18 protein-coding genes and 1 tRNA gene are annotated in these 20,709 nt (G+C 68.5%); 6 read left to right on the top strand and 13 right to left on the bottom strand.

Going from position 1 to position 20,709, the window contains the following annotated elements; genetic code table 11:
• Window positions 1-10: 10 nt before the first annotated feature.
• The 4 genes from SNOV_RS11350 to SNOV_RS22640 form a co-directional block, all read right to left on the bottom strand.
• Window positions 11-904 carry a transglutaminase family protein gene (locus SNOV_RS11350; protein ID WP_013167072.1) on the bottom strand — a complete coding sequence of 298 codons (894 nt, stop codon included), beginning with the start codon at window positions 902-904 and terminating at the stop codon, window positions 11-13.
• A gap of 63 nt (window positions 905-967) precedes the next feature.
• Window positions 968-1,327: a hypothetical protein gene (locus SNOV_RS11355; RefSeq protein WP_013167073.1), complete on the bottom strand. Its 360-nt coding sequence runs from the start codon at window positions 1,325-1,327 to the stop codon at window positions 968-970.
• A 79-nt stretch (window positions 1,328-1,406) separates the two neighbouring features.
• Window positions 1,407-1,601, bottom strand: coding sequence for a hypothetical protein (locus SNOV_RS11360; RefSeq protein WP_013167074.1), 195 nt, complete (start codon window positions 1,599-1,601; stop codon window positions 1,407-1,409).
• A 103-nt stretch (window positions 1,602-1,704) separates the two neighbouring features.
• The gene (locus tag SNOV_RS22640; protein WP_013167075.1) at window positions 1,705-2,949 is read right to left on the bottom strand and encodes a GGDEF domain-containing protein; all 1,245 of its coding nucleotides are present in this window, start codon (window positions 2,947-2,949) and stop codon (window positions 1,705-1,707) included.
• A 287-nt stretch (window positions 2,950-3,236) separates the two neighbouring features.
• Here SNOV_RS22640 and SNOV_RS11370 point away from each other — a divergent pair, with 287 nt between their 5' ends.
• Window positions 3,237-4,031, top strand: coding sequence for a sulfotransferase family protein (locus SNOV_RS11370; protein ID WP_244412990.1), 795 nt, complete (start codon window positions 3,237-3,239; stop codon window positions 4,029-4,031).
• 111 nt (window positions 4,032-4,142) lie between these two features.
• Here SNOV_RS11370 and SNOV_RS11375 read toward each other — a convergent pair.
• The 4 genes from SNOV_RS11375 to SNOV_RS11390 all read right to left on the bottom strand — a co-directional run bounded on the left by SNOV_RS11375 (window position 4,143) and on the right by SNOV_RS11390 (window position 7,369).
• Window positions 4,143-4,218, bottom strand: a tRNA-Lys gene (locus SNOV_RS11375).
• Window positions 4,219-4,298: 80 nt separating this feature from the next.
• A complete protein-coding gene (locus SNOV_RS11380) occupies window positions 4,299-5,798 on the bottom strand; it encodes a tripartite tricarboxylate transporter permease (protein WP_013167077.1) in 1,500 nt (499 codons plus the stop codon).
• A 15-nt stretch (window positions 5,799-5,813) separates the two neighbouring features.
• A complete protein-coding gene (locus SNOV_RS11385) occupies window positions 5,814-6,296 on the bottom strand; it encodes a tripartite tricarboxylate transporter TctB family protein (protein WP_013167078.1) in 483 nt (160 codons plus the stop codon).
• Between the two features lie 86 nt (window positions 6,297-6,382).
• Window positions 6,383-7,369: a tripartite tricarboxylate transporter substrate-binding protein gene (locus SNOV_RS11390; RefSeq protein ID WP_013167079.1), complete on the bottom strand. Its 987-nt coding sequence runs from the start codon at window positions 7,367-7,369 to the stop codon at window positions 6,383-6,385.
• Between the two features lie 216 nt (window positions 7,370-7,585).
• Between SNOV_RS11390 and pabB the strand changes: the two genes are divergently transcribed.
• Genes pabB through SNOV_RS11405 form a run of 3 tightly spaced genes read left to right on the top strand, consistent with a single transcriptional unit; the run spans window position 7,586 to window position 10,368 of the window.
• Complete coding sequence (gene pabB, locus SNOV_RS11395; RefSeq protein WP_013167080.1) at window positions 7,586-9,010, top strand: aminodeoxychorismate synthase component I; 1,425 nt, start codon at window positions 7,586-7,588, stop codon at window positions 9,008-9,010.
• 6 nt (window positions 9,011-9,016) lie between these two features.
• A complete protein-coding gene (locus SNOV_RS11400) occupies window positions 9,017-9,601 on the top strand; it encodes an anthranilate synthase component II (RefSeq protein ID WP_013167081.1) in 585 nt (194 codons plus the stop codon).
• The gene (locus tag SNOV_RS11405; RefSeq protein ID WP_013167082.1) at window positions 9,598-10,368 is read left to right on the top strand and encodes an aminotransferase class IV; all 771 of its coding nucleotides are present in this window, start codon (window positions 9,598-9,600) and stop codon (window positions 10,366-10,368) included. The genes SNOV_RS11400 and SNOV_RS11405 overlap by 4 nt, the downstream gene beginning before the upstream one ends.
• Window positions 10,369-10,374: 6 nt before the next feature.
• On the opposite strand, the gene SNOV_RS11410 is transcribed toward SNOV_RS11405, so the two are convergent.
• The gene (locus SNOV_RS11410) at window positions 10,375-10,758 is read right to left on the bottom strand and encodes a DUF930 domain-containing protein (protein WP_013167083.1); all 384 of its coding nucleotides are present in this window, start codon (window positions 10,756-10,758) and stop codon (window positions 10,375-10,377) included.
• Between the two features lie 453 nt (window positions 10,759-11,211).
• On the opposite strand from SNOV_RS11410, the gene SNOV_RS11415 reads away from it, so the two are divergent.
• The gene (locus SNOV_RS11415; RefSeq protein WP_013167084.1) at window positions 11,212-13,191 is read left to right on the top strand and encodes a DUF6600 domain-containing protein; all 1,980 of its coding nucleotides are present in this window, start codon (window positions 11,212-11,214) and stop codon (window positions 13,189-13,191) included.
• A 310-nt stretch (window positions 13,192-13,501) separates the two neighbouring features.
• Here SNOV_RS11415 and SNOV_RS11420 read toward each other — a convergent pair whose 3' ends face one another.
• The 3 genes from SNOV_RS11420 to SNOV_RS11430 all read right to left on the bottom strand — a co-directional run bounded on the left by SNOV_RS11420 (window position 13,502) and on the right by SNOV_RS11430 (window position 18,400).
• Window positions 13,502-15,055, bottom strand: coding sequence for a 2-isopropylmalate synthase (locus SNOV_RS11420; RefSeq protein ID WP_013167085.1), 1,554 nt, complete (start codon window positions 15,053-15,055; stop codon window positions 13,502-13,504).
• A 538-nt stretch (window positions 15,056-15,593) separates the two neighbouring features.
• On the bottom strand, window positions 15,594-17,165 hold the full coding sequence (locus SNOV_RS11425; RefSeq protein WP_013167086.1) for a DHA2 family efflux MFS transporter permease subunit: 1,572 nt from the start codon (window positions 17,163-17,165) through the stop codon (window positions 15,594-15,596).
• An 11-nt stretch (window positions 17,166-17,176) separates the two neighbouring features.
• Complete coding sequence (locus SNOV_RS11430) at window positions 17,177-18,400, bottom strand: HlyD family secretion protein (RefSeq protein WP_013167087.1); 1,224 nt, start codon at window positions 18,398-18,400, stop codon at window positions 17,177-17,179.
• A gap of 139 nt (window positions 18,401-18,539) precedes the next feature.
• On the opposite strand from SNOV_RS11430, the gene SNOV_RS11435 reads away from it, so the two are divergent.
• The gene (locus SNOV_RS11435) at window positions 18,540-19,196 is read left to right on the top strand and encodes a TetR/AcrR family transcriptional regulator (RefSeq protein WP_013167088.1); all 657 of its coding nucleotides are present in this window, start codon (window positions 18,540-18,542) and stop codon (window positions 19,194-19,196) included.
• A 94-nt stretch (window positions 19,197-19,290) separates the two neighbouring features.
• Here SNOV_RS11435 and SNOV_RS11440 read toward each other — a convergent pair whose 3' ends face one another.
• Window positions 19,291-20,508: an SAM-dependent methyltransferase gene (locus tag SNOV_RS11440; RefSeq protein ID WP_013167089.1), complete on the bottom strand. Its 1,218-nt coding sequence runs from the start codon at window positions 20,506-20,508 to the stop codon at window positions 19,291-19,293.
• Window positions 20,509-20,709 lie beyond the last annotated feature (201 nt).

Raw genomic sequence — 20,709 nt, forward strand, 5'->3', positions numbered from 1 at the left:
GTAGCGCGTGCTAAGCCGCCAGCGGCGCCGGATCGACGGCACGCACCGTCACCTCGACATTCATGCCGAGATAGTCGCCGGTGCCGCCGGTGAAGCCGCCTGCCACCGGCACCGCCTGGCTCGGGTCGCGCGTCACCGCCACGCGGATGAGGTTGTCGGCGGCGATGGTGCCGTTGGTGGGGTCGAACTCCACCCAGCCCGCCCCCGGCAGGTAGATGTCCGCCCAGGCATGGGTCGCCCCGGCGCCGACGACGCCCGGCGCGTCGGTATCGAGCGCGGGGTCGTAGAGATAGCCGGTGACGAAGCGGGCGCCGAAGCCGAGCGCCCGCGCCGCCTCGATCAGCAGCAGCGCATAGTCGCGGCAGGAGCCGGTGCCGAGCCTTATCGTCTCCAGCGGCGCCTGCGTGCCCTGCTCGTGGCGCAGATTATAGGTGAAGCCCTGGTGAATGCCGTTGTTGAGGTCGGTCAGCAGCGCCATCGTGCCGGTCGGCCGCGCGGCGACGAAGCGCTTGGCCCAGGCCTCCAGCTCGCCGTTCGGGTCGGGATAATGCGGGTCGAGCATGCGGCCGAGATCGATCCGGTCGTCCGGCGAATAGACGAACGGGTATTCCGCCGCGCTCTCCTCCAGCTCGAAATTGAGCCCGCCGAGGCCGTAGCGCTCGATGGTCAGCACGCTCTCGATCTTCAGCTCGTTCGAAGGCTCGGCGAAGTCGACGATGGCGACGGAATTGCCGAACACGTCGTGCAGCCAGCGCACCGTGCCGCCCGGGAAAAGCGTCAGCTCGGCGCCCACGAGCCGCAGATCGTGGCTGTCGCGCGGGCGCAGCATCAGCCGGTGCGGCTGGAAGGTCACCGGGTTGGCATAGCTGTACCGGGTGACGTGACGCACGCTCAGGGTCTGCATGTGGCTTCTTTCGGGAGAGGACGCCGGATTCCGGCGCCCGGCGGCATTGCGGAAGCGCCGAGCTTACCGCGAAAACAGCCGGCCGAGCACATAGCCGAGGAAGCCGGCGGCCAGCAGGGTGTTGAAGGAATATTTGCGGTCGGTGTAGCCGAGCGCGGCCGTCGGCCCCTCCTCCCCGGCCGCCGAGCGCATTTCGGCACCGATGGCCCGCGCCGGCCGGCTGGCAATGCGGCTCGTCGCGCTGGCCTTCGGCGCCGCACTGGTCTTGGGCGCTGCGCTGGCCCTCGACGCCGCGCCAGCCCTCGGGGTAGCACCCGCCTTGGTCGCGGCCCGCTCCGTCGCGGCCTGGCGTGTCGTGCCGGCGGAAATCGGCTCCTCGCCTTCGCCGCCGCTGATTCCGTTGCCGTTCTTCGCTGTCGCCATCGCTTGCGCCCTCCTCGGCCGCGACGCATCCGGTCGCTGCCGCCCTAACGCATGAGCGGGAATTTCGTTCGCCTGCGCCTCACAGCCGGCCGGAGAGGAAGGCCAGCATCTCCATAGGGCCCCGCGCGTTGAACAGCTTCACCCGCCGCCCGCCGCACATGTCGCAGCGCAGCCGCGGCGCCGGCTCGTCCGGCGACAACTGGGCCAGCGCGCCGGCATCCGCCCGGCCGATGGCGGAACGGCGTCCGCAGCGCGGACAATGGGCGCACAGCATGGAAGTGCGGTCGAGAATGGTCCTGCTCCTCGAAGGTCCGGCGATGTGGTCCGCTCCAATAGCGCGGCAGCGGCCCGGCGGTCCAATCACGTAAGCGCGCCGGTCAGCCGGACGAGGCCGCACGGTCGGTCGGCGGCGAGATGTCGTCGTCGAAGACGACGCGGTTGCGCCCGCCCGTCTTCGCCGCATAGAGCGCCCGGTCGCAGCGTGCCATCAGCGCGTCCATGTCGTCCTCCGGCGTGCTGCCGGTGCCGCCTATGCTCGCCGTCACCTCGATCACCACGTCGTCGCCGATCACCACCGGCACGCGGATCGCCCGCAGCAGCCGCGCGGCGATGGTGCGCGCCTCCAGTGCCGAGGTTCCCGGCAGCAGCACGGCGAATTCCTCGCCGCCGATGCGTGCCATGACGTCGGAGCGGCGCAGCTGCGACAGGCCGCGCTGCGCCACCGTACGCAGCACCTCGTCGCCGGCGGCATGGCCGTGATTGTCGTTGATGCTCTTGAAGCGGTCGATGTCGACGATCAGCAGCGAGCACTCCTTGCCGGCCGTCGCGCCGAGTTCGAGCTCGCGCTGCCCCTCCTCGATCAGGCGGCGGCGGTTCCACAGCCCGGTCAGCGGGTCGGAGACGGCGAGATGGCGCAGATGCTCCTCGGTCTGGCGCTCGGTGGTCACGTCCCACAGCGCCAGCACGTAGCTCTCGCCGACCCAGCGGTAGCGGAACTGCACGATGCGGGTGGACCCGTCGCGGCAGCGCACTTTCCATTCGCTGAACTGGATGGTGCCGTCGCGGCGGGCGACCTCCATCTTCGCCACCCATTCGGAAAAGGCCGCCGCGCGCTCCAGCGGGTCGGGGAAGCCGAACTCCCACCATTCGTCGTGGTGGACGATCACCTTCTCCTCGTAGAGGAAGAGCTCGTCCGACGCCTTGTTGTAGAAGGTGCCGAAGAAGTTCTTGTCGTAGATCTCGATGGCGACGGGCAGTTGGTCGAGGATATCGACCAGCCCGCGCTGCAAGGCGCCGGCCGGACCTTCGGAGAATTCCAGCAGGCGGTGCTCGTCGGTCAGCGGGCGGACGACGCAGTGCAGCCGGCGCCCCTCCCCGCCCGCGCCGCCGAGCGCGAGCACGCAGGCGGCCGCCCTGCCGTCGGCGGCCGGCGCCAGCGCCCGCTCGAACGCCGCGGCATCCTCCGGACGGCCGATGTGGGTCAGGGCCTGCCCGATCTGCGATGCGTCATCGCGCCCGCCGCGCAGCAGGGCGCGCGCGCTGGGATTGGCGGCGACGATGTGCAGCGAGGGCACGTCGATCACCGCAAGCGGCGTCTCGATCGCATCAATCCACTGGAACATGGCTCGGAACGGTAGGGCCTCTATGTCCGAGGCAACCGTAAATCGCCGTCGCGATCAAGCGGAACTCGCCGAGGCGCCCGGCAATAATGGCGACGCATGGGGCGAAGGACGCGCATGCGGCTTGGAAGAGCGGGCGATGATGGTTTAATCCTCGTCGATCCCGCAAAAGGTGAAATCGTCTCCCGGTCTGGGGGCAGGAGACGGTCCAGCGGGGCTGCGGTGCGCGACATCTCTCGGATCGGCGCAACCGGATTCGATTTCCCCCGAGAGGAGCCACGTTATTGGGCGTGCGGACATTCCTGCGGCTGAAGGGGCCGATGTTCTGGCAGTACCCTTCCGGAGCCGTCTTCATCTGCGGATGCGGCCATAGCGGGACGACCCTCCTGGCGAACATGTTCTCGGCGCATCCGCAGGTGTTCATCCCCCTGCGCGAGACGTCGGCCTTCCATCGTCCGACCGACAAGGACGCGAAGAGGCATCGCGACGCCCTGGTCATGGATTTCCGCCGCTCCCAGAAGACCTATCTCGTGGAGAAGACCCCCCGGCACATACTGCATCTGGACCGCATCCGCGCGCTGATGCCCGCCCCAAAGTTCATCCTGATGGTCCGGGACGGCCGGGATGTCGCCGCATCCTTCCTCAAGCGCTACGGCTCGCCCGAGAGCGGGATAGAGCGGTGGCTGGAGGCCGGCGAGATCATCCGCTCGCAGGATGGCCGGCGCGACGTGATCCTGACGCGGTACGAGGACCTGATCAGCGATCCGCGGCGGGAACTGGACAGGATCTGCGCCTTCTCGGGCATCCCCTTCGACGAGGCCATGCTGCGCTACCATGAGATGGAGCACTTCTGGTTCGGCGAGACGGAGGTGCGCATGGGCAGCGGCGAGGAAGGCGACGGCCATCGCGCGCTGCGCAACTGGCAGGTCAACCAGCCGATCTTCGACGGCCGCCGGACCTGGGTCGGCAAGCTCGCGCCCGAGGCGCTGACCGCCTTCACCGAAGGCCGCGGCCGTGAGCTGATGTCGGCATTCGGCTACGAGGTGGATCTGACGCCGTGCGACACCGGGCAGGACCGGACGTGACGCCGAAGCTTGGCCACTGACATGTGCGGAACGGCGGGGCCGGACGCCGGCCCCGGCCTCGTGCGGTGCTCGCCTGAGACACCGCCAATATCGTCTGATCCACCGGGAATTTGGTGGGCGCACTAGGGCTCGAACCTAGGACCCGCTGATTAAGAGTCAGCTGCTCTACCAACTGAGCTATGCGCCCGTCGCGGGCCGAAGCCTCGCGAGCGGGGCGTCATGTAGCAAAGGGATTCGGGCCTGTCCATAGCCGACAGGCCGTCATCCTCATTCTTTGAAAGCCTCCTCGCGCTTCTTGCGCACCGAGGGCATCAGCACCACCACGAGCGCGACGATCGCCAGCAGCAGCATCGTCGCGGAGATCGGCCGGGTGAAGAACACGGTCGGGTCGCCGCGCGAGATCAGCATGGCGCGGCGCAGATACTCCTCCAGCATCGGTCCGATGATGAAGCCGAGCAGCAGCGGCGCCGGCTCGCAATCGAGCTTGACCAGCACGTAGCCGACGATGCCGAACAGTGCCATGGCGAAGACGTCGATGGCGTTGTTGTTGACGCTGTAGACGCCGATGCAGCAGAAGCCGACGATCAGCGGGAACAGGATGTGGTAGGGCACGGTGAGCAGCCGCACCCAAATGCCGATCAGCGGCAGATTCAGCACCACCAGCATGAAGTTGCCGAGCCACATCGAGACGACGATGCCCCAGAACAGGTTCGGCTGCTCGTTGACCACGTTGGGGCCCGGCACGATGCCCTGGATGATCAGCGCGCCGATCATCAGCGCCATCACCGGGTTGGACGGGATGCCGAGCGTCAGCATGGGGATGAAGGAGGTCTGCGCGCCGGCATTGTTGGCGCTCTCCGGCGCCGCCACCGCCTCGATGGCGCCCTTGCCGAATTCCTGCGGCCGCTTGGAGATGCGCTTCTCGATCGAATAGGCGGCGAAGGAGGACAGGACCGCGCCGCCTCCCGGCAGGATGCCCAGGAACGAGCCGAGGAAGGTGCCGCGCAGGATCGGGCCGACGATGCGCTTGATGTCGTCCTTCGACAGCAGCAGCCCGCCCACCTTGCGCACCATGACAGTGCGCTCATGCTCGTCCTCGAGGTTGCGCACGATCTCGCCGATGCCGAACACACCCATGGCGAGCGCCACGAACTCGATGCCGTCGGCGAGTTCCAGCATGTCGAAAGTGAAGCGCGGCGTGCCGGTGTAGACGTCCTGACCGGACAGGCCGAGCAGGATGCCCAGCACCACCATCGCCAGCGCCTTGAACACCGATCCCGAGGCCAGCGCCACCGAAGCGACGAGACCGAGCACCATCAGCGCGAAATATTCCGGCGGGCCGAATTTCAGCGCGAGGTCGGCGAGCGGCGGCGCGAACACGGCGAGCAGGAAGGTCGCCACCGTGCCGGCGAAGAAGGAGCCGAGCGCGGCGGTGGCGAGCGCCGCGCCGGCGCGGCCCTTGCGCGCCATCTGGTAGCCGTCGATCGCGGTGACGACGGAGGAGCTCTCGCCCGGCAGGTTGATCAGGATCGCCGTGGTCGAGCCGCCATATTGCGCGCCGTAATAAATGCCCGCGAGCATGATCAGCGCCGAGACCGGCGGCAGGCCGAAGGTGATCGGCAGCAGCATGGCGATGGTCGGCACCGGGCCGAGGCCCGGCAGCACGCCGATCAGCGTGCCCAGCAGCACGCCGATGAAGCAGTAGAAGATGTTCTGGAAGGTGACGGCTACGGAGAAGCCGAGGGCGAGATTGTCGAAGATTTCCAAGGCACCCGCTCCCGATCAGTAGCCGCCGAGCCACGGCCCGAGCATGGGCAGCGGCAGGCCGAGGCCCTTGATGAACACCGCCCAGGAGAAGGCGACCATGACGAGCGCCGAGACGAGGCCGGTCAGGAAATGGAACTTCTGGCTCGCCAGCGCCGAGAGGAAGACCGCGATGCCCATGGAGGGACCGAGGCCGAGCGGGCGGATGCCGATGCCGAAGATCACCACGGCGAGCGTCACCAGCGCCAGCGCCCGCCACGGCCAGCGCGCGATGTCGATCGGGCTCTCATCGTCGCCCATGGGCAGGGCGATGCCGCTGGCGACGATGACGAGGCCGAGCAAGGCGAGGATGCCGGCGAGGATCATCGGGAAATAGCCCGGCCCCATGCGGATCGCCCGGCCCATCGGCAGATCCAGCGCCTGCCAGGCGAAGAAGGCGGCGAGCGCTATGAGCAGGAGGCCGGTGGCGACGTCCTTGGGGCTTTTGACCAAACGCGTCATGGCGTCTTTCCCGGAAGAGAATGCAGGAACCCGCCCGCCATGCCGGCGTCAGGGCCGGCGCGGCGGGCGGGCGGGGATGCGTCGCGTCAGTCGGCGAAGACGCCGGCCTGCTCGATCACCGGCTTCCACTTGGCGACTTCCGCCTCGAGGAACTTGGTGTGGACCTCCGGCGTGGCGCGCTCCAGCGCCACCGGCTCGGTGCCGAGATCGGCGAAGCGGGAGATCACCTTCGGGTCCTGCAGCGCCTGGACGAGTGCGGCGTTGAGCTTCTTGATCACCTCCGGCGAGGTGCCCTTGGGCGCGTACATGCCGTGCCACACCGCCACCTCGAAGCCCGGCAGCCCGCTCTCCTGCAGGGTCGGGATGTCGGCCAGCGACTTCACCCGCTCCTTGGTGGTGACGCCATAGGCCTTCACCTTGCCGGCCTTGATCTGGCCGGTGGTGTTGGTGGTCTGGTCGCACATCAGGTCGATCTGGCCGCCGACGAGGTCGTTCATCGCCGGGCCGGTGCCCTGATAGGGCACCGTGGTCATCTGCGTGCCGATGGCGGACATGAACAGCATGCCGCACAGATGCGAGGCCGAGCCGACGCCGGCATTGCCGTAGATCACCCCGTCCTTCTTGTCCTTGACGTAGGCGATCAGCTCGGCGGCGGTCTTAGGCTCCAGCGTCGACTTGCCGATCATGGTCATCGGCACATCGGTGACGAGGCCGACTTCCTCGAAGTCGGTCAGCACATTGTAGGGCAGCTTGCGATAGAGCGTGGCCGAGGTCGCCTGGCCGATATGGTGCAGCAGGACGGTGTAGCCGTCGGGCGTCGCCTTCGCGACCTGACCGGCGCCGCGCGTGCCGCCCGCGCCGCCGACATTCTCGACCACCACCTGCTGGCCGAGCGAGCGCGACATCGATTCGGCGATCAGCCGCGCCACCGTGTCGGTCGGCCCGCCGGCGGCGAAGGGCACCACCATGGTGACCGGCCGGTTGGGAAAATCCTGCGCCTTCGCACCGGCGAAAGGCACGGCGGCGAGAGCGAGCGCCGCGATTGCGGCCGCAGCCGCCTTGAATTTGATCATTGTTCCCCTCCCGAGGCGGATTGCAGCCGCGCCTCAATGTTTCGGGTGCCGCATTGCACGGCACCGTTGTTATCGCATTAGGCCACCACCGGCATCCTTGAGCGTCAAGTGGCACTTTCAGACTATATGCCGATTGCAACACCGGAACTTGTTCCGGCTCGTCACGATCGTGCGGACGATCTAGGAAGGTGCGGTGCCACGTTCCATATTCACAGCATGATTCAAGAGCCGCCTCCCCTCGTCGTCGAGATCGCCTGGCAGGAGCCGTGGCAGGCCGCCCGCCGGCTCGGCTGGCGCGAGGGCGCGCGCGTGCCCGGCCTCACCTTCCTCGACAGCGCTATGCGCCACCCGCTGCTCGGGCGCTGGTCCTATGTGATGGCCGAGCCCTTCGGCCGCTTCCGCGTCGAGGCAGGCGTTGCACGCTGGAACGGCGAGCGCGAGCGGGACGCGCCGCTCGAAGCGCTGCGCGCCCGGCTCAGGACCTATGCCCAGCCGCGCCTGCCCGGTGACGCCGGCTTCCAGGCGGGAGCTGCCGGCTACATCGCCTATGAAGCCGGCCGGCTGTTCGACCGCTTCCCCACCATGGCGCCGGAACCCGGCGAGGGGCCGGAGATCGATCTCGGCTTCTATGATCTGGTCGTCGCGCTCGACGTGGTGGCCGAGCGCGCCTTCGTCATCTCCACCGGCTGGCCGGAGACAGACCCGTCCCGGCGCGCCCGCCGCGCCCGCGAGCGCCTGACCGAGGCCACCGCCCGCCTCGCGGCGCCGGAGCCCGCGCTCGGCCCGCCGGTGACGGCCGGCGCCTGGCGCTCGAATTTCGATGCCGAGCGCTACAGGGCGGCGGTGGCGCGGGTGATCGAGTACATCCGCGCCGGCGACATCTTCCAGGCCAACTTCACCCAGCGCTTCCAAGCGGAGGTCGGCCAACCGGGCGAGATACTCGACCCCTTCGCGCTCTACGACCAGTTGCGCCGCGCCAATCCGGCCACCTTCGCCGCGCTGATCGTCAACGAGGACCGTGTCATCGCCTCCTCCTCGCCCGAGCGCTTCGTCAAGGTCGAGGGCGGCGAGGTGGAGACCCGCCCGATCAAGGGCACGGTGCCGCGCTCGGTGGAGCCGACGCTCGACGCCTTCCGCGGCCGCGAGCTCACCGCCAGCGAGAAAGACCGCGCCGAGAACGTCATGATCGTCGATCTCCTGCGCAACGACCTCTCGCGCGTCTGCCGTCCCGGCACGGTGAAGGTGCCGCGCCTGTGCGGGCTGGAGACCTACGCCAATGTCCACCACCTCGTCTCGGTGGTGACCGGCACGCTGAAGGAAGGCGCCGACGGGCTCGACCTGATGGCCGCCTCCTTCCCCGGCGGCTCCATCACCGGCGCGCCGAAGATCCGCGCCATGGAGATCATCCACGAGCTGGAGGGAAGGCCGCGCGGCGTCTATTGCGGCTCCATCGGCTATATCGGCTTCGACGGCACCATCGACCTCAACATCGCCATCCGCACGGTGACGGTGGAGGACGGCGTGGCGAGCTTCGGCGTCGGCGGCGGCATCACCACCCTGTCCGACCCGGCGGCCGAGCACGAGGAGAGCCTCACCAAGGCCGAACGGCTGTTCCGCGCCTTCAAGAAGCCGGAGGATTAGCCGGCTATGATCCTTCTCATCGACAATTACGACAGCTTCGTCTTCAACGTCGCCCGCTACCTCGCCGAGCTCGGCGAGAAGGTGGAGGTGGCGCGCAACGACGCATTGGATATTGCGGAGATCGAGGCGCGCCGGCCCGAGGCGCTCATCATCTCGCCCGGCCCCTGCTCGCCCAACGAGGCGGGCGTCTCGCTGGAGGCCGTGCGCGCGCTGTCCGGCCGGCTGCCCATCCTCGGCATCTGCCTCGGCCACCAGTGCATCGGCCAGGCCTTCGGCGGGCGCGTGGTGCGGGCGAAGGAGCCGATGCATGGCCGCGCCTCGCAGGTGCGCCATGTGGGAAGCGACGTGTTCGAAGGCCTGCCCTCCCCCTTCCCGGCCGGGCGCTACCATTCGCTGGCGGTCGAGCTGGACGAGGGCTCGCCGCTCGTCGCCACCGCCTGGGCCGAGGATGGCGAGATCATGGGCCTCGCCCATCGCACGCACCCGACCTATGGCGTGCAGTTCCACCCCGAATCCGTGCTCACCGGCCACGGCTACGACCTGCTGGCGAACTTTTTGAAGCTGGCGCGGGCGCGGGAGACCGCCGCGTGAGCCAGACCGTCTCCGTCGAGGATCGCGGCTTCACCCTCGGCGACGGGGTGTTCGACACCGCGCTGGCGCGGGACGGCGCCGTCTTCGCCCGCGCGCGCCATGTCGACCGGCTGCTCCTCGCTGCGCATCGCATCGGCATCGCGGTGAGCCGCGACGCCATCGAGACCGCCATCGACGCGGCGCTGACCATGGAGCCGGCGATCATCCGCACCACGGTCACGCGCGGCACCGCGGCCCGCGGCCTGTGGCCGGCCAGCGCCGGCGCGCCGACCGTCGTTGTCACCACCGCGCCGTGGAGCCCCGCCCTCGTCGGCCAGCCGGCGCGGCTGATCACCGCCACCGGCCGGCGCAACGAATTCTCGCCCACTGCGAACCTGAAGACGCTCGGCTATCTCGACCATATCCTCGCCGCGCGCGAGGCGGCGGAGGCCGGAGCAGACGACGCGCTGATCCTCAACACGCGCGGGCGCGTCGCCTGCTCGACCATCGCCAATGTCTTCGCGCTGATCGCCGGCCGGCTGATCACCCCCTCGCTCAGTGAGGGCTGCCTGCCGGGCATCATGCGGGCGCTGGTGATCGAGGCGGCGCCCAGCCTCGGCTTCGCGGTCGAGGAGCGGCCGCTGGCGCCGCAGGCGCTCGCCGGGGCCGACGCCGTGTTCCTCACCAACAGCGTGCGCTTCCTGCGGCCGGTGACGGCGCTCGACGGCATGCCGCTGGCGCAGGGCGACCTTGCCGCGCTGCAGGCGGCGCTGCTCGCCCGCGCCTGACGCGGCTCAGTGCCGCGCCGGCAGGCTGAGCGCGGACCATTCCTCGCGCGGGATCGGCTCGCCGACCTTGAAGGCGAAGGACACCACCTTGGCGAGGCTCGCATCCAGCTCGCAATGGAACGAGACCTCGTACCATGTCCTGTGGCTGCGGAAGGCGCCGCCGGTGGCGGTGAAGGTGGTCTCCCGCAGGCGCGTGTCGGCACGGGCATAGTCGACCAGCCGGTCCGGCTGGTAGCCGGGCTGCCAGGCATGGATCTGCTCCATCGCTTCGAGATCGCAGAGCTGGGCGATGCGCTCCTCCCCCGCCAGCGTCGCCAGGGCGCGGCGGGCGGCGCGGCTGCGCGGATCGGCGAGCGCCCGCTCCGACAGCATGCGGCTCGGGCGGATCATGTCGTGGGGCGGTGCCGCGCGGGGTGCCACGGCAGAGGGTACGCCGCCGGGGATCGGTTCGGCCGCGGGCTCGGGGGGGCCGTCGCGGCGATCATGCGGGCGCAAGCTCCAGCGGGAGCCCTGCTTTCCGCCACCGGGCCGGCAGCATTATGGCGCGCCCGGCCGGCGCCATCGGCATTGCGACCGGTTGCTTAGCGGCACTCTCTGCTGAAACGAATCGCAGGATTGTTTATTGGACGTGCTGCGACTGCGAACAAACGCTTCTTCTTACGTTGCGCTTCGTGCGGCGATGTCACGAAGACAACTTGTGACATCTTGATAACACAGTTTCGACACGATCTACATCTGGGTATTCATTCTCGGTTCATTTTCAATCTCCCATAAATATATTTGAAACCATTGCGCCGTGTGGGCGTTGAACGTTCCCCACGGCCGACCGTTCGAGGTGCCTACATGCTTGGTCTCAATCGCCCGTTGCTCGTCGCGGGTCTGGCCGCGAGCCTTCTCGCCACCGCCGCGATCCTGCCGGCGCCCGCCCAGAATGCGCCGATGCGGCTCGCCCAGGGCGGGCCACCTCCCGGACCGCCTCCCGGCATGGGCCCGCAGGACAACGGGCCGATGGACGTGAACGTCTTCTACGACCAGCTCAGCCGCTACGGCACCTGGGTCGAGCATCCCGACTACCAGTTCGTCTTCATCCCCAACGATGTCGGCCAGGGCTGGCGGCCCTATCAGGAAGGCCGCTGGGTGTGGACCGACCAGTATGGCTGGTACTGGGAATCCTACGAGCCCTTCGGCTGGGCGACCTACCATTACGGCCGCTGGGGCTATGACCCGTCCTATGGCTGGTTCTGGGTTCCGGGCGACACCTGGTCGCCGGCCTGGGTAACCTGGCGCCGCGGCGGCGGGCGCACCGGCTGGGCGCCGGTGGGGCCGGACCGTCCGGGCTATGCGGTGGGCCAGCCCGCCTATTACGCCCCGCCGGTGGCGGAGAGCTGGGTCTTCGTCGAGGACCGCTACATGGCCGAGGAAGACCTCGTCGACTATGTCGCGCCGATCCCGGAGATCAACATCTATCTCGACGCCGCGCCGGACTATTACGAGCCGAGCTGGAACGACGGCTACTACGTCAACCGCGGCTTCGGCTACGACGTCTATGACGCGCCGATCCGCGACCGGCTCTATACGCGCGAAGTGGTCTATGTCGACAATCGCGACCAGCTCTTCTACGACGGCGGCCGGCTCGGCATCTTCGCTCCCGCCATCGCCATCGGCAACCAGTTCGGCCCGCCGCCGCGCTACGAGCGCCGGCTCGATCCGGGCCAGCGGGCGCTGATCCGGCAATATGTGCGCGACGACCGCGACTGGGACCGCAACCGGCCGGGCATGTTCGCGCCGTCGGCGGCGCTGCTCGGCGCCATCGAGCCGGATCGCCGTCGCGAACTGCGCGAGGCGCGGTTCAACAATCCGGACATCTACCGCCGCCAGCTCGAGCAGATGCAGCGCCAGCGCGCCGATCAGGTGGAGAAGGTGCGCCGCGAGGCCGCGGCCCGCAACGCGGTGCTGGAGCAGCAGCGCAAGCAGGCGGTCGAACAGAAACGCCAGGAGTTCCGGCAGATCCGCGACCAGTACCGTGTACGGGCGCAGCAGGTGCAGGGCCGTCCCGAAGGGCGCCCCGGCATGAGGCCGGCCGTCGCGCCCGGCGTGGCGCCCGGCATGAGGCCCGGCGTTGTGCCCGGCGCGGTGCCGGGCCAGCGCCCGGACGCGGGCAATGCCGCCCAGCGCCAGCAGATCGAGCGCCAGCGCGTCCAGCAGGAGCAGATGCGCGCCCAGCAGCAGCGCCAGCAGGCCGACCAGCTCCGCCAGCAGCAGCAGGCGGGCGAAGCCCAGCGCCGGGCGGCCGAGCAGCAGCGCGCCCAGCAGGAACGGGCTCGCCAGCAGCAGGCGGGCGAGGCCCAGCGCCGCGCCGCCGAACAGCAGCGCGCCCAGCAGCAGAAAGCGCAGCAGGACCGCGCCGCGGAGCAGCAGCGCGCCCAGCAGCAGAGGGCTCAGCAGGAGCGTGCGGCCGAGCAGCAGCGCACTCAGCAGCAGCGGGCTCAGCAGCAGCGGGCTCAGCAGCAACGCGCGGCAGAACAGCAGCGTGCCCAGCAGCAGAGGGCGCAGCAGCAACGTGCCGCCGAGCAGCAGCGTGCCCAGCAGCAGAGGGCGTCGCAGCAACAGCAGCGTGCCGCAGAGCAGCAGCGCGCCCAGCAGGCCCAGCAGCGCAACGCCGCCCAGGCGCAGCAGCGCGCGGCCCAGCAGCAGCAAAGGGCTCAGCAGCAGCGGGCCGTCCAGCAGCAGCGCCAGCAGCCGCCGCAGCAGCGTCCGGCGAATGCGCAGCAGCAGCAGCAGCGCAAGCCCGTTCCCCCAGGCACGCCCGGCGCGCCGCAGTAGCGCGCGGCCCCAAACAAAAACCCCGGCCTCGTGGCCGGGGTTTTTCGTTTCTCGGGAGCCGATGCGGAATGCCGGCTGCGCCTGCAGCAACGCCATCCTGAGAGTCTGTCTCATACGTGCTCTTCGGACGGATGCCACGGTTGGACCGTCATCCCCGGGCTTGGCCCGGGGATCCACGACTTACCGGGCGCGCCCAGCCGCACCGAAGGCGTGGATGGCCGGGCCAAGCCCGGCCATGACGCGCCTCCAAGCATCTCGGTGGTGAATTACGGGCCAGCCCACCAGCCAGAGCCAGAAACGCAGCCCCGCCCTACTCCGCCGCCGGCTGGGCCTGGGCGTTGAGGCTGTTGCGCTTGGTCTGCAGCTTGTTGAGCGCGATGATGTAGGCCTGCGCCGAGGCGACCAGCGTGTCGGGGTCCGAGCCACGCCCGGTCACCGCCTTGTCGCCGTCCTCGAGCCGCACCGACACTTCCGCCTGAGCGTCCGTGCCCTCGGTCACCGCGTGCACCTGGTAGAGCGCCAGCGCGGCGGTGTGCGGCAGGATCGCCTTGATGCAGTTGAAGGTGGCGTCCACCGGGCCGTTGCCCTCGGCCTCCTCGGTGAAGACCTGACCGTCGACCTCCATCTTCATGGTGGCGCGCTGCGGGCCGCGCGTGCCGGCGATCACCGACAGCGAGACCAGCTTCACCCGGTCATGCGCGGCGGCGATCTCTTGGTCGACCAGCGCCTCGATGTCCTCGTCGTAGACCACCTTCTTGCGGTCGGCGAGGTCCTTGAAGCGGGCGAAGGCGTCGTTCAACGCGTTCTCGCCCAATTCGTAGCCCAGCGCCTTCAGCTTGTCGCGGAAGGCGGCGCGGCCGGAATGCTTGCCCATCACCAGCGAGGTCTTGGAGACGCCCACGCTCTCGGGCGTCATGATCTCGTAGGTGGTGTTGTTCTTGAGCATGCCGTCCTGGTGGATGCCGCTCTCATGGGCGAAGGCGTTCCGGCCGACGATGGCCTTGTTGTACTGCACCGGGAACGAAGTCACCGCCGAGACCAGCTTGGAGGCGCGGGTCAGCATGCCGGCCTCGATGCCGGTCGCGTAGGGCAGCACGTCGCCGCGGGTGCGGATGGCCATGACGACCTCCTCCAGCGCCGCGTTGCCGGCGCGCTCGCCGAGGCCGTTGATGGTGCACTCGATCTGCCGCGCGCCGCCGGCCAAAGCCGCCAGCGAGTTGGCGACCGCGAGGCCCAGATCGTCGTGGCAATGGGCGGAGAAGACCACCTTGTCCGAGCCCGGCACGCGCTCGCGTACCTGCCGGAACATCGCCTCATATTCCTGCGGGGTGGCATAGCCCACCGTGTCCGGCAGGTTGATGGTGGTCGCGCCCGCCTTGATCGCGGTATCGACGCAGCGCACCAGATACTCGATCGGGGTGCGGGTGGCGTCCATCGCCGACCATTCCACGTTGTCGACGAGGTTGCGCGCCTGGGCGACGGTGGCGGTGATGATCTCGATCACCTCCGCCTCGCTCTTGCGCATCTGGTGCTGCAAATGGATCGGCGAGGTGGAGACGAAGGTGTGGATGCGCGGGCGCTTCGCGTGGCGCACCGCCTCGCCGGCGCGGGCGATGTCCGCGGGGATGGCGCGGGCGAGGCCGGCGATCACCGCGTTCTTGGTGCGGCGGGCGATCTCGGCCACGGCTTCGAAATCGCCGTTCGAGGCGATCGGGAAGCCGGCCTCGATGACGTCGACGCCCATCTCGTCGAGCAGATCGGCGACTTCCAGCTTCTCCTCCAGCGTCATGGAGGCGCCGGGGCACTGCTCGCCGTCGCGCAGCGTGGTGTCGAAGATGACGACGTGGTTCTTGTCGTTGGACATGCTCAGGCTTCCTTCTCGGCTCCCGGCACCGGGAGCCACATATAAGGGCATCGTCCGGCGCAATTCTTCGATTTTAGGCGGATGGTGGAGGCGTCGTCCCCTGAGCGCCCAGGCATGATGCCCGGCCGGCCCTCAGGGGCGGCTAAGAAGAAGGAGGCCGGACGCAAGCAGAGCCTTCCCGGAAATCCGCAGGGCGGCCGGGTTCGCGGTGCAGCGGCGGACGGACGCAGGCGTCACGGCTCGGCTCTCGCGAGGTTGCTCTAATGAGGCGGTCTTACCCGAGTGCAGGGCGGACGGCAAGTACGGCTTTCCCCTGCCATCCACCGGCAGGGCAGCCTGCGTGCTTCGAGGCCGGCCTGCCGGCCGGCACCTCAGCATGACGGAGGCTGTTTTATGAGGGAGGTTGTTTTTCCGCATTCACGACGCTCCTCATCCTGAGGTGCGAACGCAGTGAGCCTCGAAGGACGCAGGGCGATGCCGCTCAAAGACGTGGATGCCCGGGACAAGCCCGGGCATGACGGCGTACATCGGCAGTGCCTCAATGCCCCCCGCCACCGCCGGCATTCTTCGGCCGGCTCATCAGCGGCGAGGCGAAGAGCAGCAGGACGAACAGCGCCGTCAGCGCCAGGAAGACGTCGGAGAACGCCATCACCTCGGCCTGGATGCGCACCTGCCCGGCCATCTTCTTCAGCGCCGCCGTTTCGGCGTCGGAGCCGAGCATCGACAGCGAGCGGGTCATGGCGTCGAGCCGCTCGACCGCGACCGAGCTCGCCCATTGCACGTTCTCGTGCAGGCGCGCGAGGTGCAGGTCCCAGCGGTCGTTGAGCACGGTGTTGATCAAGGCGAGCCCGACCGCGCCGCCGAGGTTGCGCATCAGGTTGAACAGGCCGGAAGCGTTCTTCAATTGCGCCGGCGGCAGCGTGCCGAGCGAGATGTTGTTGATCGGGATCATCGCCATCATCAGCCCGACGCCGCGCAGGATCTGCGGCCAGAGCAGCTCCCAGAAGTCCCAGTCCTGCGTCATGCCGGTCATCTGCCAGGTGCCCACCGCGAAGGCGCCAAAGCCGAAGGCGATCATCATGCGCGGGTCGACCTTCGCCACCAGCCGGCCGGCGAGCGGCGCGGTGAGGAACATGGCGAGGCCGGAGACGAACATGGTCTCGCCGATCATCAGCGCCGAGTAGCCGCGCACGCGGGCGAGGTAGAGCGGGTAGAGATAGGTCAGGCCGTAGAGGCCGATGCCGAGCACGAAGGAGAAGGCGGAGCCGACCGAGAAGTTGCGGTTGAGGAAGGCCTTGAGGTCGACCACCGGCTCCTTCGCCATCAGCACGCGGGCGAAGAAGGCGACCGACGAGACGGCGCCGACGATGGCGAAGATGAAGATTGCCTCGTCCTCGAACCAGTCGTTTGTCGGTCCCTCCTCCAGCACGAATTCGAGACTGCCGAGGAAGCCGGCCATGAAGAGAAGGCCCCACCAGTCGAAGCGGTCGAGCAGGCTCAGGTCCGGCTCGTCGAAATCCACCAGCGTCGCGGTGGCGATGATGACGAAGATGCCGGGCACGATGTTCACGAGGAACAGCCAGTGCCAGGAGAACAGGTCGGTGAGATAGCCGCCGATGGTCGGGCCGATGGTCGGCGCGAGCGTGGCGACGAGGCCGATCAGCGGCGCGATCACCGGCTGCTTCTCGCGCGGGAACACCGAATAGGCGGCGGCGAAGACGGTCGGGATCATGCCGCCGCCGAGGAAGCCCTGCAGCGCGCGGTAGACGATCATCTCGTGGATCGAGGTCGCCGTCGCGCACATGAAGCTCATCAGCGTGAAGCCGGCGGCCGAGGCGACGAACAGCCAGCGGGTGGAGAGCGCCCGCGACAGGAAGCCCGACAGCGGGATCATCACCACCTCGGCGATGAGGTAGCTGGTCTGCACCCAGGAGATTTCGTCGGAGCTGGCGGCGAGGCCCGCCTGGATCTCCGCCAGCGAGGCCGAGACGATCTGGATGTCCAGGATCGCCATGAACATGCCGAACACCATGCACAGGAAGGCGAACATGCGCCGCCCCTCGGAGGAGGCGCGCGGCGCGGTGCCTGCGTTGGCGGTGGTGTCCGACATGGCGCGCTTCCCTACTCGGCGGTGCGGCTGTCGCCCACGCGGGTGGCGCCGTTGCGGCCCTCTCCCGTCCGGGTGTCGACGGTGGCGATCACCGACATGCCCGGGCGCAGTTCCGCCTTCTCGCGGGCGGCGGCATCGAGCTCGATGCGCACCGGCACGCGCTGGACGATCTTGGTGAAGTTACCGGTGGCGTTCTCCGGCGGCAGCAGGCTGAACACCGAGCCCGACGCCGGGGCGACGCTGACCACGCGGCCGTGGAATTGCTCGTCCGGATAGGCGTCGACCTCGACGTCGACCGTCTGGCCGGGCTTCAATTCGCCGAGCTGGGTCTCCTTGAAATTGGCGTCGACATAGACCTTGTCGAGCGGCACCAGCGCCGCGAGCCGCGTGCCGGGCTGCACGAGTTGGCCGACCTGCACCGCGCGGTTGCCCATGACGCCGTCGAAGGGCGCCTTCACCACGGTGAAGTCGAGGTCGCGCTGGGCCTGGTCGCGCGAGGTCCGGTACTCGTCGAGCACGCGGGCGGCCTCGGTGCGCTGGGCCTCCAGCACGGCGATATTGGCCTGCGCGGACGCGACCGACGCCTTGGAGGCGTCCACCGCCGCCTGCGCCTTGTCGCGGTCGGCGCGGGCATTGTCGAGCGTCGCCTTGGAGGAAAACTGCGACTTCACCAGTTCACTCTGGCGGTCGAATTCGAGCTGCGAGCGGTTGAGCTCCGCCTCGTCGGCGACGAGCTGCGCCCTGGCCTGGTCGACGCTCGCCTGCCCGGCTGAAATCTGCTGGCCGTAGCGGTCGATGGTCGCCTGCTGGGTGGCGATCTTGTCCTCGGCGGCCTTCAGCGCCAGCACATAGTCGCCGTCGTCGATGCGGGCGATGACGTCGCCGGCCTTCACCGGGTGGTTGGTCTCGACCTCGACGGAGACGATGTGCCCGCCGACCTTGGCGGCAAGGATGGAGGTGTCGGCGCCGACATAGGCGTCGTCGGTGGAGACGAGGAAGCGCCCCACCCGCCACCAGTCGAGCCCGTACCAGGCGCCACCGGCCAGTGCGGCGATAAGTATCGCACCGAACACCAGCTTGCGGCGCGAGCGCTTCGGCGGCGCCGCCTGCTCCGCCTCGGCCGGCGCGGAGGCAGGCGCCTCCGCCGGCCGGCGCGACGTGATCGGCACAGGCTCATTGGTTTGCGGCCGCTCGGCCTCGGCAGTCTCTGCCATCTGCATGCCCGTTCGAGCCATGGTCGCCCCTCCGGTTCTATAACTCGGCACGTACTAAACCGTTCAGTTCATCGACTGCTTTACATATCAAACTAAACAGTTTAGTCAATGCCTTTGACAAAGGCTGTCGGAGCACCCTAATCAGGGTGCGGAGGAGACCATGACCACGACCGACTTGGATACCGTTGCCGCCGGCGCTGGCACCGCCCGCTCGGAGCCCGAATCCGCCAAGCGCCGCGACATCATCGACGGCGCCCGCCGCGTGTTCTTCGACAAGGGCTTCGACGGCGCCAGCATGGACGAGGTGGCGAAGGCCGCCGGCGTCTCCAAGGCGACGATCTACGTCTATTTCGGCGGTAAGGAAGAGCTGTTCGAGGCGCTCGTGCGCAACGACCGCGCCCGCTCCGCCGAGCACCTGTTCGAGGTCGATCCGTCGATCGACGACGTCGCCGAAGTGCTGCGGCGCATCGGTATCTCGTTCATGACGATGATGGTGCAGCCCGATCACATTCGGCTGATCCGCATGGTGATCGGCGTCGCCGAGAAATTCCCGCGTATCGGCCAGATCTTCTTCCTGGCCGGCCCCTGCCATGGCGGAAAGCGCCTTGGCGAATTGCTGCGCCAGCAGGCCGAGCTCGGCCGGCTCAAGCTCGACGACGAGTTGGAGGCCGCCCACCTGTTCCTCAACATGTGCCAGAGCAACCATGTGAAGGGGCTGCTGTTCGGCAACACCGCCACGCCGACGCAGGAGCAGATCGAGGAAACGGTGAACCGCGCCGTGCGCGCCTTCCTCGCCTTCTACGGGACCAAGGGCTGACCGTCATCCCGGACGGCCGAAGGTCGATCCGGGATCGTTTGCAGGATGGAGAGCGATCCCGGCTCTTCGCTGCGCTTCGGCCGGGATGACATGGTTATCCCCTCGCCAGCGCCCGCTCCTCGTCGACGATGAAGTCGCGCACCACCGGCACCGCGTCGCGCTCATTCGCCAGCAGCAGCTGGAACACCATGTTCGAGCCGTGCAGGAAGCCAAGCTCGACGGCGGCGAGATAGAACTCCCACATCCGCGCGAAGCGCTCGCCCATCATGGCGACGACCTCGGGGCGCTTGGCCTCGAAGTTCAGCCGCCAGTGGCGGATGGTCCAGTAATAGTGCAGCCGCAGCACCTCGCAGTCGGCGGTCCACAGGCCGGTGCGCTCCAGCGAGGCGAACACCTCCGACATGGCCGGCACATAGCCGCCGGGGAAGATGTATTTGCGGATGAAGGGCGCCGTCGTGCCGGGCGGCGACATGCGGCCGATGGCGTGGATCATGGCGAAGCCGCCGGGCGCCAGCAGCCGCTTGATGGTGTTGAAGTAATCGTCGAAATGCCCGACGCCGACATGCTCCATCATGCCGACCGAGACCACGCGGTCGAAGGTGCCGGTGAGCTCGCGATAATCGCGCTCGAAGAAGGTGATGCGGTCGGCGACGCCGGCCGCCTGCGCCCGCTTCTTCGATTCCGCCAATTGCTCGGTGGCGACGTTGATGGCGGTGACATGCACGCCGAGCTTCGCCAGATAGATCGCGAGCGCCCCCCAGCCCGAGCCGATCTCCGCCACCCGCATGCCGGGCTCCAGCTTCAGCTTGGCCGCGATGTGGCGCAGCTTCGCCTCCTGCGCGTCCTCCAGCGAGGTCTCGGGCGTCGGGAAATAGGCGCAGGAATAGATCATCCGGCTGTCGAGCCAGAGCGCGTAGAACTCCGGCGGGTGGTCGTAATGGCTCTGCGCATTGCTGGCGGCCCGCTTCAAGGGGTTCGACTGGTGCCAGCGGCGCAGCGCCCGCCAGCCGCGCCTGAGCGCCTGCTGAACCGGGTGCGAGGCGAGCCCGCGCCGGTTGATCGAGAACAGATAGAGCAGGTCATAGACGGTTGAGCCGTCCTCGAAGGTCAGCCGCCCGTCCATATAGGCCTCGGCCGAGACCAGCTCGGGATTGAGGAACAGTTCGCGGTCGAGCTTGTCGTCATGGATGCGCATGACGACTTCCGGCCCGTCCTCCCCGCTGCCGAAGAAGGTGCGCTTCCCGTCCGGCTCTATGACGACGAGCCGGCCCTTATGGACGAAGCGCTTCAGGAGATGGGGAAGAAACCGCATGGAACGCTCCGGACGCCGGCGCCAGACTGGCCACCGAGGGTGCGGGCATCGGGCATAAGGGCGCGCACGCTGTCAAGCTTACGCGCTGATCACAGTACGGGTCGGCAATCCCTTTCTCACCCCGATGAACCTCATCCTGAGGTGCCCGGCGCAAGCCGGGCCTCGAAGGATGCTCGTCCGGGTGCGCTCGAGCGACCATCC

Source organism: Ancylobacter novellus DSM 506, from assembly GCF_000092925.1.
Taxonomy (GTDB): Bacteria; Pseudomonadota; Alphaproteobacteria; order Rhizobiales; family Xanthobacteraceae; genus Ancylobacter; species Ancylobacter novellus.

Bases quoted from the DNA above. Each gene is read 5' to 3' on its own strand.
- SNOV_RS22640 (WP_013167075.1), bottom strand. From the start codon at position 2,949: ATGTTCCAGTGGATTGATGCGATCGAGACGCCGCTTGCGGTGATCGAC.
- SNOV_RS11410 (WP_013167083.1), bottom strand. From the start codon at position 10,758: ATGATCCGCCCGAGCCGCATGCTGTCGGAGCGGGCGCTCGCCGATCCG.
- SNOV_RS11415 (WP_013167084.1), top strand. From the start codon at position 11,212: ATGCTTGGTCTCAATCGCCCGTTGCTCGTCGCGGGTCTGGCCGCGAGC.
- SNOV_RS11425 (WP_013167086.1), bottom strand. From the start codon at position 17,165: ATGTCGGACACCACCGCCAACGCAGGCACCGCGCCGCGCGCCTCCTCC.
- SNOV_RS11390 (WP_013167079.1), bottom strand. From the start codon at position 7,369: ATGATCAAATTCAAGGCGGCTGCGGCCGCAATCGCGGCGCTCGCTCTC.
- SNOV_RS11430 (WP_013167087.1), bottom strand. From the start codon at position 18,400: ATGGCTCGAACGGGCATGCAGATGGCAGAGACTGCCGAGGCCGAGCGG.
- SNOV_RS11440 (WP_013167089.1), bottom strand. From the start codon at position 20,508: ATGCGGTTTCTTCCCCATCTCCTGAAGCGCTTCGTCCATAAGGGCCGG.
- SNOV_RS11400 (WP_013167081.1), top strand. From the start codon at position 9,017: ATGATCCTTCTCATCGACAATTACGACAGCTTCGTCTTCAACGTCGCC.
- SNOV_RS11360 (WP_013167074.1), bottom strand. From the start codon at position 1,601: ATGCTGTGCGCCCATTGTCCGCGCTGCGGACGCCGTTCCGCCATCGGC.
- SNOV_RS11385 (WP_013167078.1), bottom strand. From the start codon at position 6,296: ATGACGCGTTTGGTCAAAAGCCCCAAGGACGTCGCCACCGGCCTCCTG.
- SNOV_RS11350 (WP_013167072.1), bottom strand. From the start codon at position 904: ATGCAGACCCTGAGCGTGCGTCACGTCACCCGGTACAGCTATGCCAAC.
- SNOV_RS11420 (WP_013167085.1), bottom strand. From the start codon at position 15,055: ATGTCCAACGACAAGAACCACGTCGTCATCTTCGACACCACGCTGCGC.
- pabB (WP_013167080.1), top strand. From the start codon at position 7,586: ATGATTCAAGAGCCGCCTCCCCTCGTCGTCGAGATCGCCTGGCAGGAG.
- SNOV_RS11355 (WP_013167073.1), bottom strand. From the start codon at position 1,327: ATGGCGACAGCGAAGAACGGCAACGGAATCAGCGGCGGCGAAGGCGAG.
- SNOV_RS11435 (WP_013167088.1), top strand. From the start codon at position 18,540: ATGACCACGACCGACTTGGATACCGTTGCCGCCGGCGCTGGCACCGCC.